This is a genomic window from Achromobacter deleyi, from assembly GCF_016127315.1.
Taxonomy (GTDB): Bacteria; Pseudomonadota; Gammaproteobacteria; order Burkholderiales; family Burkholderiaceae_B; genus Achromobacter; species Achromobacter insuavis_A.
In genome coordinates this window covers 6641053-6656483 of the sequence record NZ_CP065997.1, presented here as the reverse complement: position 1 = coordinate 6656483, position 15431 = coordinate 6641053, and the positions used below count along the sequence as shown (strand labels likewise).

The window sequence follows — 15431 nt, the reverse complement described above, 5'->3', positions numbered from 1 at the left end:
CTGGCGCGGCGCGCGGCGGCATGCGCCGGCCGCCGCATTCCTTTCCGCCACGCCGATTTTTCCGCCGCGCTTATTTCGCCGACTTGATGCCGCTGAGCGTCTTGAAACAGACGTCGCGCGTCAGCGTCAGGAATTCGTCGATGTACGAGGCGTCGGTGTCCTCGCTGCGCACCGTCGCGTACAGGGTGCGCCACACGCCCTGCGGCCCGAGGCGGCACAGGCGCAGCCAACCCTGGTTCATGTATTCGGTCAGGGCCCAGTTGGGCAGGGCGGCGACGCCGCGATTGCTGGCCACCAGCTGCGCGATGATGGGCGTCAGTTCGGCCTTGCGGATGGCGGCCGGCTCCACGTCGGCGGGATCCAGGAATGCCGTGAAGATGTCCAGGCGCTGCTTGTCCACCGGATAGGTGATGAGCGTCTGGTCGGCCAGCTGGTCCGGCATGACGAACTTGCTGCCGGCCAGGGGATTCGATTCGGACACGGCCAGCACCAGTTCGTACTTGAACAGCGGCAGGTATTCGACCGCGTCCAGCTGCTGGGGATCGGACGTGATGACCAGGTCCAGGTCGCCGCGCACCAGCGCGGGCAGGGGGGCGAACGAGAACGCCGCCGACAGGTCCAGCGCCACGTCCGGCCACTGCGCGCGAAACGCGTCCAGCGCCGGCATCAACCACTGGAAGCAGGAATGGCAGTCGATGGCCAGGTGCAGGCGGCCGGTGCGGCCGGCGGCCAGCCGCTGCAGTTCCCGTTCGGTGGCGCGGATGCGCGGCAGCACTTCATCGGCCAGCGCCAGCACGCGCAGGCCCGCGGTGGTCAGGCGCGCCGGACGGGTGCGGCGGTTCAGCAGCGGCGTGCCCAGCCGGGTCTCCAGATCGCGCAGTTGGTGTGACAGGGCTGACTGGGTCAGGTGCAGGCGGTCGGCGGCTTCCTGCAGGCTGCCGCCTTCACGGATGGCGGTCAGCGTTTCGAGATGGCGGATTTCCAGCATGGGGCGGTAACGGCGAGGATGGGATGAGGATGGCGCGGCGATCCAGCGGCCGGGGCGGCCGGCCCCGGAGGGAATGAACTTATATTGTATGAGATTTCTTCATCTTATGGATGTAGACATTGATTTTGATTCATTTTGGTTTGGCCTCAGAATGGCTGGCACTTGAACAGATTTTGTCTAACGACGGGATTGCCATGACTACGATTCATAATTTGGGGTTCCCCCGCATTGGTGCCCAGCGGGAACTGAAGCGCGCTGTCGAAGCCTACTGGGCTGGCAAGCAGACCGGCGACGCGCTGGCGCAGACGGGCCGCGAGCTGCGCGCCCAGCACTGGAAGGTGCAGGCCGCCGCCGGCGTCAAGTTCGTGCCCGTGGGCGATTTCGCCTGGTACGACCAGATCCTGGAATGGACCACGTTGCTGGGCGCCGTGCCCGCGCGGTTCGGCCAGAAGGACAACGAGCCGGTCTCGCTGGACACGCTGTTCCGCATGGGCCGCGGCCGTGCCCCGTCGGGCAAGCCCGCCGCCGCGTGCGAAATGACCAAGTGGTTCGACACCAACTACCACTACATCGTGCCGGAGCTGGTGCCGGGCCAGACCTTCCGCATCGCCCGTGAATCGCTGTTCGAGCAGATCCAGGAAGCGCAGGCGCTGGGCCATGCCGTCAAGCCGGCGATCCCGGGCCCGCTGACCTGGCTGTTCCAGGGCAAGGGCGATGCCTTCGCCGACGGCGCGGCCGACGCGGGCAAGCTGCAACTGCTGGCCAACCTGGTGCCCGTGTATGAAGAAGTGCTGGCGCGTTTCGCCAAGCTGGGCGTGGAGTGGGTCCAGATCGACGAGCCGATCCTGGTGCTGGACCTGCCGCAGGCCTGGCGCGACGCCTTCAAGCAGGTGTATGCCACGCTGTCGGCCGGCCCGGTCAAGCTGCTGATCGCCACCTACTTCGATGGCCTCAAGGACAACCTGCGCACGGCGCTGGACCTGCCGGTGGCCGGCTTGCACGTGGACCTGGTCCGAGCGCCCGAGCAACTGGCCGACGTGCTGGCCGGCCTGGGCGCCGACAAGGTGCTGTCCGCCGGCATCATCAACGGCCGCAACATCTGGCGCACCGACCTGGATGCCGCCTTTGCCACGCTGGCGCCGGTCAGGCAGCAGCTGGGCGACCGCCTGTGGCTGGCGCCGTCGTGCTCGCTGCTGCACGTGCCGGTGGACCTGGCCAACGAAACCGAACTGGACGCCGAACTCAAGAGCTGGCTGTCGTTCGCCACGCAGAAGCTGGATGAACTGAGCCTGCTGGGCCGCGCGCTGGACGGCGCCGCCGATGCCGGCGTGCAGGAAGGCCTGGCCAAGCAGCGCGCCGCCCTGGCCGCGCGCCGCTCGTCGACCCGCATCCACAATCCCGCCGTGGCGCAGCGCATGGCCGCGTCGGCCAGCGTGTCGCGCGACCGCGCGCCGTTCGCCGGCCGCATCGCCCGCCAGCAGGAAGAGCTGGGCCTGCCGGCCTATCCGACCACCACCATCGGTTCGTTCCCCCAGACCGCCGAGATCCGCGCGCTGCGCCGCGACTGGAAGTCGGGCGCGTTGACGGACGCAGGCTACGAGACCGCCATCCGCAAGGAAATCGAGGAAGTGATCCGCTTCCAGGAAAAGGTCGGCCTGGACGTCCTGGTGCATGGCGAGCCCGAGCGCAACGACATGGTGGAGTACTTCGGCGAGCTGCTGGCCGGCTTCGCCTTTACCAAGAACGGCTGGGTGCAGAGCTACGGCTCGCGCTGCGTCAAGCCGCCGATCATCTTCGGCGACGTGGCCCGTCCCGCGCCGATGACGGTGGGCTGGTCCTCGTACGCCCAGTCGCTGACCGACAAGCCGGTCAAGGGCATGCTGACCGGTCCGGTCACCATCCTGCAGTGGTCGTTCGTGCGCGACGACCAGCCGCGCGAACAGACCTGCCGCCAGCTGGCGCTGGCGCTGCGCGACGAAGTGGTGGACCTGGAAGCCGCCGGCATCAGCGTCATCCAGATCGACGAACCGGCCATCCGCGAAGGCCTGCCGCTGCGCCGCGCCGACTGGCAGGCGTACCTGGACTGGGCGGTGGACTGCTTCCGCCTGTCGACCGCCGGCGTGCGCGACGAGACGCAGATCCACACGCACATGTGCTATTCGGAGTTCAACGACATCATCGAATCGATCGCCGCCATGGACGCGGACGTGATCACGATCGAGACGTCGCGCTCCAACATGGAACTGCTCAAGGCGTTCGAGGACTTCCGCTACCCGAACGACATCGGCCCGGGCGTCTACGACATCCACTCGCCCAACGTGCCCGAGGTGGACTGGATGGTCGGCCTGATGCAGAAGGCCGCCGCCCGCCTGCCGAAGGAGCGGCTGTGGGTCAACCCGGATTGCGGCCTGAAGACGCGCGCCTGGCCTGAAACCGAAGCCGCGCTGATCGGCATGGTGCAAGCCGCCCGCGCGCTGCGCGACGCCGCCTGAGCGGCGGCGGCCGGTCGGGCCTCGGCCCGGATGCGTCCGGGCCGGCCTTCCGGTCCGGCGGCCCGGAACCCCTGTGTTGTGCGCGGGATGCACACCACAGGGGTTTTTTTCATTGGCGCTTGAACGAAATCGCGCCGTGTGGGTCAATAGGGACAACATCCTTTCTGCTGGATTGTCGCCGTACCTATGATTCTCCAAGGCCCCTATCGGCCGGATCTGCTGCAAGCGGAGACGCTGCCCGATATTCTGGAAGCCACGATCCTGCGGTATCCCGCCGCCGCGGCCATTCATTGGCTGGATCAAACCCTCACCTACGAAACGCTCGGGCGGCGTGCCGATCTGGCCGCGCACCACCTGATCGAGGCCGGCGTGCGGCCGGGCGACATCGTCGGCCTGTGCCTGCCGCGCGGCGACGACCTGCTGGTCATGCAGGCTGCCATCGCCAAGGCGGGCGCGGCCTGGCTGCCGTTCGAATCCGATACGCCGCCGGACCGCATGCTGGTGTGCCTGCAGGACGCCGGCGCGCGCGGCCTGGTCGCGAGCGGCGACGTGCGCCTGGATGGCATGATCACCTGGACCACCTGGGAGCTGTCGGTGGCGGTCGATGCGCCGCTGCGCCGGCGCGACGGGCTGCTGCCCGAGCATCCGGCCTACGTGATCTACACCTCGGGCTCCACCGGCAAGCCCAAGGGCGTGCCGATCAGCCAGGCCAGCATCTGCCATTTCCTGCGCAGCGAGAACGAAGTGCTGGGCGTGCGCCACGGCGACAAGGTCTACCAGGGCTTCTCGGTGGCCTTCGACATGTCGTTCGAGGAAATCTGGATCAGCTATCTGGTCGGCGCCACGTTGTGGGTGGCGCCCAAGATGCTGACCACCGATCCCGAGGCATTGCCCGACGCGCTGGTGCGCGAGGGCGTGACCGTGCTGCACGCGGTGCCGACGCTGCTGGCGCTGTTCGCGCGCGACGTGCCCGGCCTGCGCATCGTCAACCTGGGCGGCGAGATGTGCCCGGAATTCCTGGTGCAGCGCTGGGCCACGCCTGGCCGCCGCCTGTTCAATACCTACGGCCCGACCGAGACCACGGTGTCGGCCAGCCTGGCGGAATTGCTGCCCGGCCAGCCGGTGACCATCGGCACGCCGCTGCCCAACTACGGCATGCTGATCCGCGGCGACGATGGCGCGGTGCTGCCGCAGGGGCAGACCGGCGAGCTCTGTATCACCGGCCCCGGCGTCGCCGGCGGCTACCTGGGGCGTCCCGAACTGACGGCCGAGAAGTTCCTGGCCAATCCGCGTCCCAGCGGCGATCACGACACCCGCATGTACCGCAGCGGCGACCTGGCGCGCATCGACGAGAACGGCCAGATCCAGTGCCTGGGCCGCAGCGACGACCAGGTCAAGGTGCGTGGCTTTCGCGTCGAGCTGGGCGAGATCGAGGCCGCGCTGTACCGGCAGGCCGGCGTTGGCGCCGCCGCCGTGGTGCTGCGCGACCTGGCCGGCATCGACCAGCTGGTGGCGTTCCTGACGCCGGAGGGCGACGCGCGGCTCGATCCGCACGCGCTGCGCGCCGCGCTGGCCGCGGAACTGCCCGCCTACATGATTCCGGCCCGCTTCGAGCTGGTGGCCGAAGTGCCGCGCCTGACCTCGGGCAAGATCGACCGCAAGGCGCTGAAGGCGCGCGAACTGGCCACCGCGTCCGAGCCCAGCGGCGAGGACGACACGCCGGTCTCGCTCGCCGAGCACGCCTTGTTCGAGGCGCTGCGGCCGTTGTTCCCGGGCCAGCCGCTGCGGCTGGCCAGCGATTTCTTCCGCGACCTGGGCGGCCATTCGCTGCTGGCGGCGCGGCTGGTGTCGTCGCTGCGCAAGCATCCGCAGTTTTCCGCGCTGACCATGCACGAGCTCTACCAGCATTCGGTGCTGGGCGCGCTGGCGGCGCGGCTCGACGCGCTGGCGGCCGAATCGACGGCCGCGGCGGCGCCGGTCCAGCAGGCGCCGATCGAGCGCGCGCCGGAATGGCGCCGCTGGGCCTGCGGCCTGGCGCAACTGGCGATGCTGCCGCTCCTGATCGGCGTGCGCATGCTGATCTGGCTGACGCCATTCTTTACGTACCACTACTTCACCGGCGACGAGGGCGATTCGGTCTGGCGCGCGGTGGCGCTGTCGATCGCCAGCTACCTGGCCTGCAACCTGCTCAGCTTCGGCGTGGCGGTGGTTTGCAAGTGGGGCATCCTGGGCCGCCTCAAGGCGGGCCGCTATGCGCTCTACGGCTGGACCTTCTACCGCTGGTGGCTGGTCGACCGCATCCTCGACATTCCGCCGGCGCACCTCCTGGCGGGCTCGCCGCTGCAGGCCTGGTACCTGCGCGCGCTGGGCGCGCGCATCGGCCGCGACACCGCCATCAGCCGCATTTCGGTGCGGGCTCCGGACCTGCTGACGGTGGGCGATGGCGCCAGCGTCGGCGCGGCGGTCAACCTGGAGAACTTCGAGGTGCACGGCGCGCACTGGGACGTCGCGCCCATCACGCTGGGCCGCAACGCCTATGTCGGTTCGTACGCGGTGGTGCAGGGCGGCGTGACCATCGAGGACGACGGCCGGCTCGACGGCCTGTCGTCGCTGGCGACCGGCTCGCGCATTCCGGCCGGCCAGATCTGGAGCGGCGCGCCGGCGCGGCACGATCCGCAGGCGCGCGCCCCCGAACTGCCCGGGCGGCCGGTGCGGGAAGGGCGCTGGGCGCGGCTGGACATGCTGGCCTACGCCGCTGGCGGCACGCTGATCGCCGCCTTGTTCTTCATGCCGGTGTTCCCCAGCTTCGTCCTGATCGACTGGATCGACGCGCGCTGGCTCGACCTGATGGGCTCGCGCGTCTGGTGGCCGAACGCCTTCCTGGCCTACCTGCTGCTGGCCCTGCCGGCCAGCGCCTTGCTGCTGTTCCTGACGGTGCTGGTGTCCGCCATGCTGCGCTGGGCGCTGCTGCCGCGGCTGGCGAGCGGGCGCTGGCCGGTCTATGGCCAGATCTACCTGCGGCGCTGGCTGACCAACCAGATCCAGGAATCCAGCCTGAGCGTGCTGCACGGCCTGTATGCCTCCATCTATGCCGGCACCTGGTACCGGCTGCTGGGCGCCAAGGTCGGGCCCGGCACCGAGATCTCGACCGCGATGGGCATCGTGCCCGACATGCTGACGCTGGGCCGCGACAGCTTCATCGCCGACGGCGTGATGCTGGGCGACGAGGAGATCGACCGCGGCTGGATGACCATGCGGCCCACCGTCATCGGCAACCGCAGCTTCGTCGGCAATGGCGCCTACGTGCCGGATGGCTCGGTCCTGCCCGACGACGTGCTGATCGGGGTGCAGAGCCGGGCGCCGGCCAACGCCCGCATGGCCAGCGGCCAGACCTGGCTGGGCAATCCGCCGCTGGCGCTGCCGGCGCGCGAGCAGGCGGCGGGCTTTCCCGATCACCTGACCTTCCGCCCCAGCGTGGGTCGCAAGGTGGCGCGCGGCGCGGTCGAACTGATGCGCATGATCCTGCCGCTGGCGGTGGTGATCGCGGTGGGCTACCTGACGGTCATGAAGGTCATCCCGATCGCGGTGCGCGACGGTTTCCTGGCGGCGTTCGACGAACTGATGCTGGCCGGCGTGCTGTATGGCGTCGGCACCTTCCTGTTCCTGGTGGCGCTCAAGTGGTTGCTGATCGGCCGCTACCGTCCGCACGCCGAACCGATGTGGACGCCGTTCGTGTGGAAGAGCGAGGCGGTGACCAGCCTGTACGAGTCGATCGCGGTGCCGAACTTCTTCAACTTCCTGCGTGCCACGCCCTGGCTGCCGCTGGCCTTGCGCTGCATGGGGGCGCGCATCGGCAAGCGGGTGTTCATGGACACCACCGACATCACCGAGTACGACTGTGTATCAATTGGGGACGATGCCGTGCTGCATGCCTGGTCGGGACCGCAGACGCACCTGTTCGAGGACCGCGTCATGAAGATCGGGCAGGTCCGCATCGGCAACGGCGTCAATGTCGGCCCGCGCAGCACCATCCTGTACGACACCCGGGTCGAGGACGGGGCCCGCCTGGGGCCGCTGACCCTGGTGCTCAAGGGCGAAAGCATCCCGGCGGGGCAGGCCTGGATGGGCAGTCCGGCCACGCCGTGGACACAACGCTGAGGCGGCGCGGCGCGATCCGCCCGGGCGGCGGGCGTTCGCGGCGCGCATTTTGACGGTCGGGGCAGGGCGGGCTGCGCTATACTTTGAAGGTTTTGTTGCCGCGCACCATTCGCCGGCCGTCTTCGCCCCGCAGGCCCCAAGCATGCCCTTGCCACCGCCGGATTGTCCTCGCCAGCCGCTGCACACGCGTTCCATACGCGTGCAGTCGTATGCGCGCGATGACGGCAAGTGGGACCTGGAAGCCGAGCTCATCGACGTCAAGGCGTACGATTTCCCCAAGCGCGACGGCGTGATGTTCAAGGCGGGGCAACCCATCCACCATATGCACCTGCGCATCACCATCGATGGCGATTTCACCATCGTGGCGGCGCAGGCCGTCTATGATGCCGCTCCCTACGGCGAGCACTGCATGGCCATCGAATCCGCCTACGCTGACCTGATCGGCATGAACCTGCTCAAGGGGTTCCGTCGCCAGGTCAAGGAGCGCTTCGGCCATGTCGAGGGCTGTACGCACATGACCGAGCTGTCGCAGGTGCTTCCCACCGCGGCGGTGCAGACCATGGCCAACCGCCGGCGGCAGGAAAGCAACCCGAACCGGCGTCCATTCCAACTGGACGGCTGTCATGCGCTGAGCACCGACGGCCCGGTGGTGGCTGAGCACTATCCCAAGTGGTACACCGGGGGTAGCGCTGAGGCATCGGCCGATTCGACCTCCGATTCACCTTCTCTTTCTCATACGTCCTGACAGGTAACACATGAAAATCCACGAGTATCAAGGCAAGGAACTGCTGAAGCAATTTGGCATCCCGGTGCCGCGCGGGATCCCCGCTCTTTCCGTCGACGAGGCCGTGGCTGCCGCTGAAAAGCTGGGTGGACCGGTTTGGGTCGTCAAGGCACAGATCCACGCGGGCGGCCGCGGCAAGGGCGGCGGCGTGAAGCTGGCGCGCTCGCTGGACGACGTGCGCAAGCTCGCCTCGGAAATCCTGGGCATGCAGCTGATCACGCACCAGACCGGCCCGGAAGGCCAGAAGGTTCGTCGCCTGTACATCGAAGACGGCGCCGACATCCAGAAGGAATACTACGTGTCGCTGGTCACTGACCGCGCCACCCAGAAGGTCGCCTTCATCGCCTCCAGCGAAGGCGGCATGGACATCGAGGAAGTGGCCCACTCCACTCCCGAGAAGATCATCACCGAATACATCGACCCGCTGACCGGCCTGTCCGCCGAGCAAGCCACCAAGATCGCCAACGCGATCGGCCTGCCCGCCGACTCGACCGCCCAGGCCGTGGACGTGTTCCAGAAGCTCTACCAGTGCTACATGGAAACCGATGCCTCGCTGGTTGAAATCAACCCGCTGAACCGCGACAGCAAGGGCAACATCATCGCCCTGGACGCCAAGTTCAACTTCGATCCCAACGCCCTGTTCCGCCACCCGGAAATCGTCGCCTACCGCGACCTGGACGAAGAAGATCCGGCTGAAATCGAAGCCTCGAAGTTCGACCTGGCCTACATCCAGCTCGACGGCAACATCGGCTGCCTGGTGAACGGCGCCGGCCTGGCCATGGCCACCATGGACACCATCAAGCTGTTCGGCGGCGAACCGGCCAACTTCCTGGACGTCGGCGGCGGCGCCACGGCCGAGAAGGTCACGGAAGCCTTCAAGATCATGCTCGCCAACAAGAGCGTGAAGGCCATTCTGGTCAACATTTTCGGCGGCATCATGCGCTGCGACGTCATCGCCGAAGGCGTGATCGCTGCTTGCAAGGCCGTCAACCTGAACGTGCCGCTGGTCGTCCGCATGAAGGGCACCAACGAAGAACTCGGCAAGAAGATGCTGGCCGACTCGGGCCTGCCGATCATCAGCGCCGACACGATGGCCGAAGCCGCCACCCGCGTCGTAGCCGCCGTCAAGTAAATATATGCCCCCACGCCGCGCCCCTTCGTGGCTTGCTGCCCCCCAAGGGGGTGCTTTCCACCTTGGGACGGCCCGGCGGTACAAAGAAAATCCAAGGATTCACAAATGTCGATTCTGATCAACAAGGACACCAAGGTCATCACCCAGGGCATCACGGGCAAGACCGGTCAGTTCCACACGCGCATGTGCCGCGAGTACGCCAATGGCAAAGCGGCCTTCGTGGCCGGCGTGAACCCCAAGAAGGCCGGTGAGGACTTCGAAGGCGTGCCGATCTTCGCGTCGGTCAAGGACGCCAAGGCCGACACCGGCGCCACCGTGTCCGTCATCTACGTGCCGCCCGCCGGCGCCGCCGCCGCCATCTGGGAAGCCGTCGAGGCCGAACTGGATCTGGTGATCTGCATCACCGAAGGCATCCCGGTCCGTGACATGCTGGAAGTCAAGAACCGCATGAAGGCCAAGGGCAGCAAGACGCTGCTGCTGGGCCCGAACTGCCCCGGCCTGATCACCCCGGACGAAATCAAGATCGGCATCATGCCCGGTCACATCCACCGCAAGGGCCGCATCGGCATCGTCAGCCGCTCGGGCACCCTGACGTACGAAGCCGTGGCGCAAGTCACCGAGCTGGGCCTGGGTCAATCCAGCGCCGTCGGCATCGGTGGCGATCCCATCAACGGCCTGAAGCACGTCGACGTGCTCAAGCTGTTCAATGACGATCCCGACACCGACGCCGTCATCATGATCGGCGAAATCGGCGGTCCGGACGAAGTCAACGCCGCCGAATGGGCCAAGGACAACATGAAGAAGCCGGTCGTCGGCTTCATCGCGGGTGTCACGGCTCCCGCCGGCAAGCGCATGGGCCACGCTGGCGCCCTGATCTCCGGCGGCGCCGACACGGCCGACGCCAAGCTGGAAGTCATGGAAGCTTGCGGTATCCGCACGACGCGCAACCCGTCCGAAATGGGCAAGCTGCTCAAGTCGGTGCTGTAAGGTTGTTTGCATGAAGAAGGCCCGCTTCGGCGGGCCTTTTTTCGTTCTTCCCTAGGGAAATCCCGTGTCCATGATGCGGCCGGTGAAACATACGGAAAGCTGAACGAAACTATAATGAAAGAAATTCTGTACGTACCCAGCAAGAATGCCGTCGGGCTCGCACCAAGACGGTCAGTACGTCTTTTTGTCTTTTTCACCCATTCATTTGGTTTGTCCTAGGGGGATCACGTCCTAGGAAAGAGAGGTATGGAACTCAGTTCAGCGGCATTCTGGTTAGCGTTGCTCCAGATCATTTGGGTCAACATTCTGCTGTCGGGCGATAACGCCGTGGTGATTGCGCTCGCGGCGCGTTCGCTGCCTCCGGCGCAACAAAAGAAAGCGATCGTGGTCGGTTCGGCCGCCGCGATCATCATGCGTATCGTGCTGACGCTGGTCGCCGCCAAGCTGCTGATGCTGCCGTGGCTCAAGCTCATCGGCGCGCTGCTGCTGGTCTACATCGGCGTGACCCTGTTGCTGCCGGAAGGCGAGGAAGAGGGCGACGGCAAGAATCATGGCAACCTGCTGACCGCAATCCGCACGATCATGATCGCCGACCTGGTCATGAGCCTGGACAACGTGGTGGCCGTGGCCGCCGCGGCGATGGGCGACACGACCCTGCTGGTGCTGGGTCTGGCGATCAGTATTCCGCTGGTCATTTTCGGCAGCACGCTGCTGCTCAAGGTGATCGAGCGCTTCCCCCTCATCGTCTGGGTGGGCGCGGCGCTGCTGGGTTTCATTGCCGGCGAATTGCTGGTGGGAGATCCGGCCCTGCAGGAACCGGTGGCGCGCATCGACGCGGCATTGGGCGTGACCCAGCACAGCTTTGCCCTCATGACCGGGGTATTGGGCGCGGTGCTGGTGCTGGCGATCGGCAAAGTTTTGCTGATGCGCCAGAAAGCTGACTGAAAGCTGAACTACAATAATAGGTTGTACCAAGCCCGCTGCCGCGCCTGACGCGGCGGCGGGTTGGCCGGCACGGGGCCGGCCTTTATATTTTGATAAATGCCTTCGGGGGTTCAAATTGCTTGAGTTTTTCCAGACGCTGAGTTGGGCAGCGGTATTCCAGATCATCCTCATCGACATCCTGCTCGGCGGCGACAACGCGGTGGTGATCGCGCTGGCCTGCCGCAACCTGGAGCCCAAGCAACGCATGCAGGGCATCCTGTGGGGCACCGCCGGCGCCATCGTGCTGCGCGTGGTCCTGATCGCCTTCGCGCTGACCCTGCTGTCGATCCCGTTCCTGAAGGTGGTGGGCGGCCTGCTGCTCGTCTGGATCGGCGTCAAGCTGCTGGTGCCCGAGGATGACGCCCACGGCAACGTGAAGGGCGGCACATCCATCGTGGCCGCCATCAAGACCATCATCATCGCCGACTTCGTGATGAGCCTGGACAACGTCATCGCTATCGCCGGCGCCGCCCAGAACGCCCATGCCGACCATCAGATCGGTCTGGTCATCTTCGGCCTGGTCGTGAGCGTGCCCATCATCATCTGGGGCAGCACGCTGGTCCTGAAGCTGATCGACCGCTACCCGCTGGTGGTGACTTTCGGCGCGGCGCTGCTGGGCTGGATCGCGGGCGGCATGCTGATTACGGACGTGTTTGTCGAAGGTCAATTCGGCGTCCAGCCCACTGCGGTTAAAATCGGCGTAGAAATTTTCGGCGCCTTGCTCGTTGTTGTCCTTGGACGGTGGCTGGCAAGCCGCAAAACCGCCTCCAAGGAATCCGTACATGAGTCTGCGTAGATCCGCCGATCCCCAGCAAACCGAATCAGGCCTGAGCCTCCTGCAGGGCCTGTTCGTGCTGGCCATCCTCGGCGTTGTGGCGACGGTCATCGTCTCCCACTTCATTCGATGACGCCTCGTGTCTCTGCCGCAACGCTTGGTCATCGCGACCCGCGCCAGCCGGCTTGCCCTGTGGCAAGCCGAGCATGTGCGCGATCGGCTGCGCACGCTGTACCCGGCGTGCGCGGTTGAACTGCTCACCCTGACGACCCGAGGCGACCAGATCCTCGACCGCACGCTCTCCAAGGTGGGCGGCAAGGGGCTCTTCGTCAAGGAACTCGAAAACGCGCTGCTCGACGGCCGTGCCGATCTGGCCGTGCATTGCCTGAAGGACATGCCGGTCGATCTGCAGGCGCCGTTCGAGCTGTGCGCCGTGCTCGATCGCGCCGATCCGCGCGATGCCTTCGTCTCCAACCGCTACGACACGCTGGCCGACCTGCCGGCCGGTGCCGTCGTCGGCACCTCCAGCCTGCGGCGCGAATCACAGATCCGCGCGCGTTACCCGCAGCTGGTGGTCAAGCCGCTGCGCGGCAACCTCGACACCCGCCTGGGCAAGCTCGATCGCGGCGAATACGACGCCATCGTGCTGGCCGCCGCCGGGCTGAACCGGCTGGGCCTGACCGACCGCATCCGTTGCCTGCTCGATCCGGCGGATTGCCTGCCGGCGGCCGGGCAGGGCGCGCTGACCATCGAGATCCGCGACGATCGCGACGACATGCGCGCCTGGCTGGCGCCGCTGAACGACGCCACCGCCACCTCGATCTCGCTGGCCGAACGCGCGGTGTCGCGCCGGCTGGGCGGCTCCTGTCAGGTGCCGCTGGCGGCCTACGCCGAAATCGACGGCGGCAACCTGACGCTGCGCGCGCTGGTGGCGTCGCCCGACGGCACGCGCACCCTGCGCGCCGAACGCAGCGGTCCGGTGGAGCAGGCGCAGGCGATTGGCGAGGCGGTCGCCGCCGAGCTGTTCGATGCCGGCGCCCAGGCCATTCTCGACGAGCTGCTGCAAGACGCGTCCCCCGAGGACTGATGGACGGGGCCAACGCCCAGGCGCCGCGCGTGGCCGTGCTGACACGGCCCGCCGGCCGCAATGAGGCGCTGGCCGACCGCCTGCGCGCCGCCGGCTGGACGCCCTGCATCCTGCCCGCGCTCGATATCCATCCCCTGCCTGTCGCCCCCGCGGACCTGCCGCGGCCGGCGGACTACGACCTGGTGGTGTTCGTCAGCGGCAACGCCGCCCGGCAGTACCTGGATCAACTGGCCCGCGCCGACGGCCCGGCGGCCTGGCCCGCGGGCGTGGCCATCGCCACGGTCGGACCGGCCAGCGCGGCGGGACTGGCCGAGCTGCCGTGTTTTGGCGCGAATACAACAGTCCTGCATCCCGGCGAGCAGGCCGCCAGCCATGATTCCGAGGCGCTCTGGGAGGTGCTTTGCGGCCAGCCGCGGCTGCCGTCGCGCGTGCTGTTGGTGCGCGGCACGCAGGGCCGGGACTGGCTGAGCGAACAATTGCAGTCACATGGCGTGGCCGTGACACGTCATGCGGCCTACCGGCGCCAGCCGGCCCGATGGGACGAGTCCGAGCTTTTACCCCTGCGGCGCTGGGCCGCGCAGGGCGTGGCGGCCACCTGGCTCATCACCAGCGGCGAGGGCGCGGACGCGGTGCGCGACCAGTTGCGGGCGGCCGGACTGGCCGCCTGGTGGAGCGGCTGCCGCTTCGTCCTGACCCATCCCTCGCTGGCGCGGCGCGTGCCGGCGCCGGCGGCTGACGCGGGCGCGCAAGCAATGGTAAAAATCTGCCTGCCCAGCGACGAGTCGATTTTCCAGGCTTTTGTTGCTGCTTGATTCGTTGCTTCGGACTGACACCGAATACAATCGCGTCATGACAGACAAGACTCCCGCTACCGATCCGGCCGTTCACCCGGCCGCCCCGGGCGCCAGCGCGCCCGCATCGGCCCCGGCCGATTCCGTCAAGGCCCGTCCGGCCAAGCGCGGCAGTGGCCCCCTGGTCACCGCCCTCATCATCGTCATCCTGCTCGCCGTCGGGCTGGGCTATGCCCTGTGGCAGCAACGCACGCAGTTCGTCGCCGCCGGCCGCGAGGTCGCCTCGCGCCTGGACACGCTGGCCGCCGACGTGGCGCAGGCGCGCAAGGACACCCGCGAAGCCCTGGCCCTGGCGCAAGCCCAGGCCGGCCGCCTGGGTGATCTCGAAGACAGCGTGCGCGAGACCCAGAGCCAATACAACGCCCTGCAACAGGCCTGGCAGAACTTCAACGACAGCGCCAGCGACGAACTGCTGGCCAACGACGTCGAGCGCCTGATCACCATCGGCAGCCAGCAGCTGCGCCTGGCCGGCAACGTCTCCAACGCCATCGTCGCGCTGGAAACCGCGCAATCGCGCCTGGCGCGGGCCGACCGTCCGCGCTTCTCCAGCCTGCAACAGGCCATCAACGGCGACCTGGACCGCCTGCGCGCCGTCTCCACCGTCGACATCCCGGCCCAGTCGGCCCGCATCGAGCGCCTGACCGCCCTGGTCGGCAAGGCGCCGCTGCTGGTGCCGGACGCCGCCGCGCCCGGCATCGCCGCCGGCGAGACCCGCCCCGCGACCCCGGCGCCGGCCGCGGTCGATCCGCAGGCCGGCCTGCCGGCCGACGCGGCCTGGTGGCAACGCTGGCGCGCCGAAGTGGCCTCGTGGCCCGGCCGCGCCGGCTCGGCGCTGGCCCATGAACTCGGCGGCCTGATCACCATCCAGCGCGTCGACGAACCCGCGGCGCTGCTGCTGTCGCCGGAACAGGCCGACCAGGTGCGCGGCACGCTGCGCCAGCGCCTCCTGACCGTGCAACTGGCCATGCTGATGCGCCAGCCCGCGGTCTGGAAGAGCGAGCTCGACAACGTCGGCACCACGCTGGCCAAGTACTTCGACACCCGTTCCCCCGACACGGTCGCGGCCCAGAACCTGGCCCGCGAACTGGCGCAGACCGACATCGCGGTGCGCATGCCCGACGTGTCCGACAGCCTGAACGCCGTGGCCGCGCTGCGCGCCGCCGGCTTCAAGACCAGCGATCAGGACTGACGCC

General features: G+C 67.7%; 12 protein-coding genes. 11 read left to right on the top strand and 1 reads right to left on the bottom strand.

The features are described 5' to 3' along the window. Positions 1-70 precede the first annotated feature (70 nt). Positions 71-988: a LysR family transcriptional regulator gene (locus I6I07_RS30080; RefSeq protein ID WP_006393748.1), complete on the bottom strand. Its 918-nt coding sequence runs from the start codon at positions 986-988 to the stop codon at positions 71-73. 194 nt (positions 989-1182) lie between these two features. On the opposite strand from I6I07_RS30080, the gene metE reads away from it, so the two are divergent. The 11 genes from metE (at position 1183) to I6I07_RS30030 (ending at position 15427) form a co-directional block, all read left to right on the top strand. Beyond that, complete coding sequence (metE, locus tag I6I07_RS30075) at positions 1183-3480, top strand: 5-methyltetrahydropteroyltriglutamate--homocysteine S-methyltransferase (protein ID WP_198484827.1); 2298 nt, start codon at positions 1183-1185, stop codon at positions 3478-3480. A gap of 186 nt (positions 3481-3666) precedes the next feature. Then, positions 3667-7638: a Pls/PosA family non-ribosomal peptide synthetase gene (locus I6I07_RS30070; protein ID WP_198484826.1), complete on the top strand. Its 3972-nt coding sequence runs from the start codon at positions 3667-3669 to the stop codon at positions 7636-7638. Between the two features lie 142 nt (positions 7639-7780). Continuing rightward, the gene (locus I6I07_RS30065) at positions 7781-8383 is read left to right on the top strand and encodes a DUF2889 domain-containing protein (RefSeq protein WP_198484825.1); all 603 of its coding nucleotides are present in this window, start codon (positions 7781-7783) and stop codon (positions 8381-8383) included. Between the two features lie 10 nt (positions 8384-8393). Next, positions 8394-9554, top strand: coding sequence for an ADP-forming succinate--CoA ligase subunit beta (gene sucC, locus I6I07_RS30060; protein WP_006393752.1), 1161 nt, complete (start codon positions 8394-8396; stop codon positions 9552-9554). Between the two features lie 105 nt (positions 9555-9659). Then, positions 9660-10541 carry a succinate--CoA ligase subunit alpha gene (sucD, locus tag I6I07_RS30055; protein WP_006225012.1) on the top strand — a complete coding sequence of 294 codons (882 nt, stop codon included), beginning with the start codon at positions 9660-9662 and terminating at the stop codon, positions 10539-10541. A gap of 246 nt (positions 10542-10787) precedes the next feature. Then, a complete protein-coding gene (locus tag I6I07_RS30050) occupies positions 10788-11486 on the top strand; it encodes a TerC family protein (RefSeq protein WP_198484824.1) in 699 nt (232 codons plus the stop codon). 115 nt (positions 11487-11601) lie between these two features. Continuing rightward, positions 11602-12321 (top strand): TerC family protein, encoded by a 720-nt coding sequence (locus I6I07_RS30045; protein WP_116521287.1) that lies wholly within the window; start codon positions 11602-11604, stop codon positions 12319-12321. After that, on the top strand, positions 12308-12433 hold the full coding sequence (locus tag I6I07_RS31850) for a hypothetical protein (protein ID WP_269784312.1): 126 nt from the start codon (positions 12308-12310) through the stop codon (positions 12431-12433). The genes I6I07_RS30045 and I6I07_RS31850 overlap by 14 nt, the downstream gene beginning before the upstream one ends. A gap of 6 nt (positions 12434-12439) precedes the next feature. Then, the gene (gene hemC / locus I6I07_RS30040) at positions 12440-13387 is read left to right on the top strand and encodes a hydroxymethylbilane synthase (protein WP_198484823.1); all 948 of its coding nucleotides are present in this window, start codon (positions 12440-12442) and stop codon (positions 13385-13387) included. Beyond that, entirely contained in the window at positions 13387-14199 is an 813-nt protein-coding gene (locus I6I07_RS30035) for a uroporphyrinogen-III synthase (RefSeq protein ID WP_198484822.1), read from the top strand. The genes hemC and I6I07_RS30035 overlap by 1 nt, the downstream gene beginning before the upstream one ends. Before the next feature lie 37 nt (positions 14200-14236). After that, positions 14237-15427, top strand: coding sequence for a uroporphyrinogen-III C-methyltransferase (locus I6I07_RS30030; protein ID WP_198484821.1), 1191 nt, complete (start codon positions 14237-14239; stop codon positions 15425-15427). The last annotated feature ends 4 nt before the right edge of the window (positions 15428-15431 follow it).

Coding starts and splice junctions, on each gene's coding strand:
- I6I07_RS30035 (WP_198484822.1), top strand. CDS start 13,387: ATGGACGGGGCCAACGCCCAGGCGCCGCGCGTGGCCGTGCTGACACGG.
- I6I07_RS31850 (WP_269784312.1), top strand. CDS start 12,308: ATGAGTCTGCGTAGATCCGCCGATCCCCAGCAAACCGAATCAGGCCTG.
- I6I07_RS30050 (WP_198484824.1), top strand. CDS start 10,788: ATGGAACTCAGTTCAGCGGCATTCTGGTTAGCGTTGCTCCAGATCATT.
- I6I07_RS30030 (WP_198484821.1), top strand. CDS start 14,237: ATGACAGACAAGACTCCCGCTACCGATCCGGCCGTTCACCCGGCCGCC.
- I6I07_RS30080 (WP_006393748.1), bottom strand. CDS start 988: ATGCTGGAAATCCGCCATCTCGAAACGCTGACCGCCATCCGTGAAGGC.
- sucC (WP_006393752.1), top strand. CDS start 8,394: ATGAAAATCCACGAGTATCAAGGCAAGGAACTGCTGAAGCAATTTGGC.
- metE (WP_198484827.1), top strand. CDS start 1,183: ATGACTACGATTCATAATTTGGGGTTCCCCCGCATTGGTGCCCAGCGG.
- I6I07_RS30070 (WP_198484826.1), top strand. CDS start 3,667: ATGATTCTCCAAGGCCCCTATCGGCCGGATCTGCTGCAAGCGGAGACG.
- sucD (WP_006225012.1), top strand. CDS start 9,660: ATGTCGATTCTGATCAACAAGGACACCAAGGTCATCACCCAGGGCATC.
- I6I07_RS30065 (WP_198484825.1), top strand. CDS start 7,781: ATGCCCTTGCCACCGCCGGATTGTCCTCGCCAGCCGCTGCACACGCGT.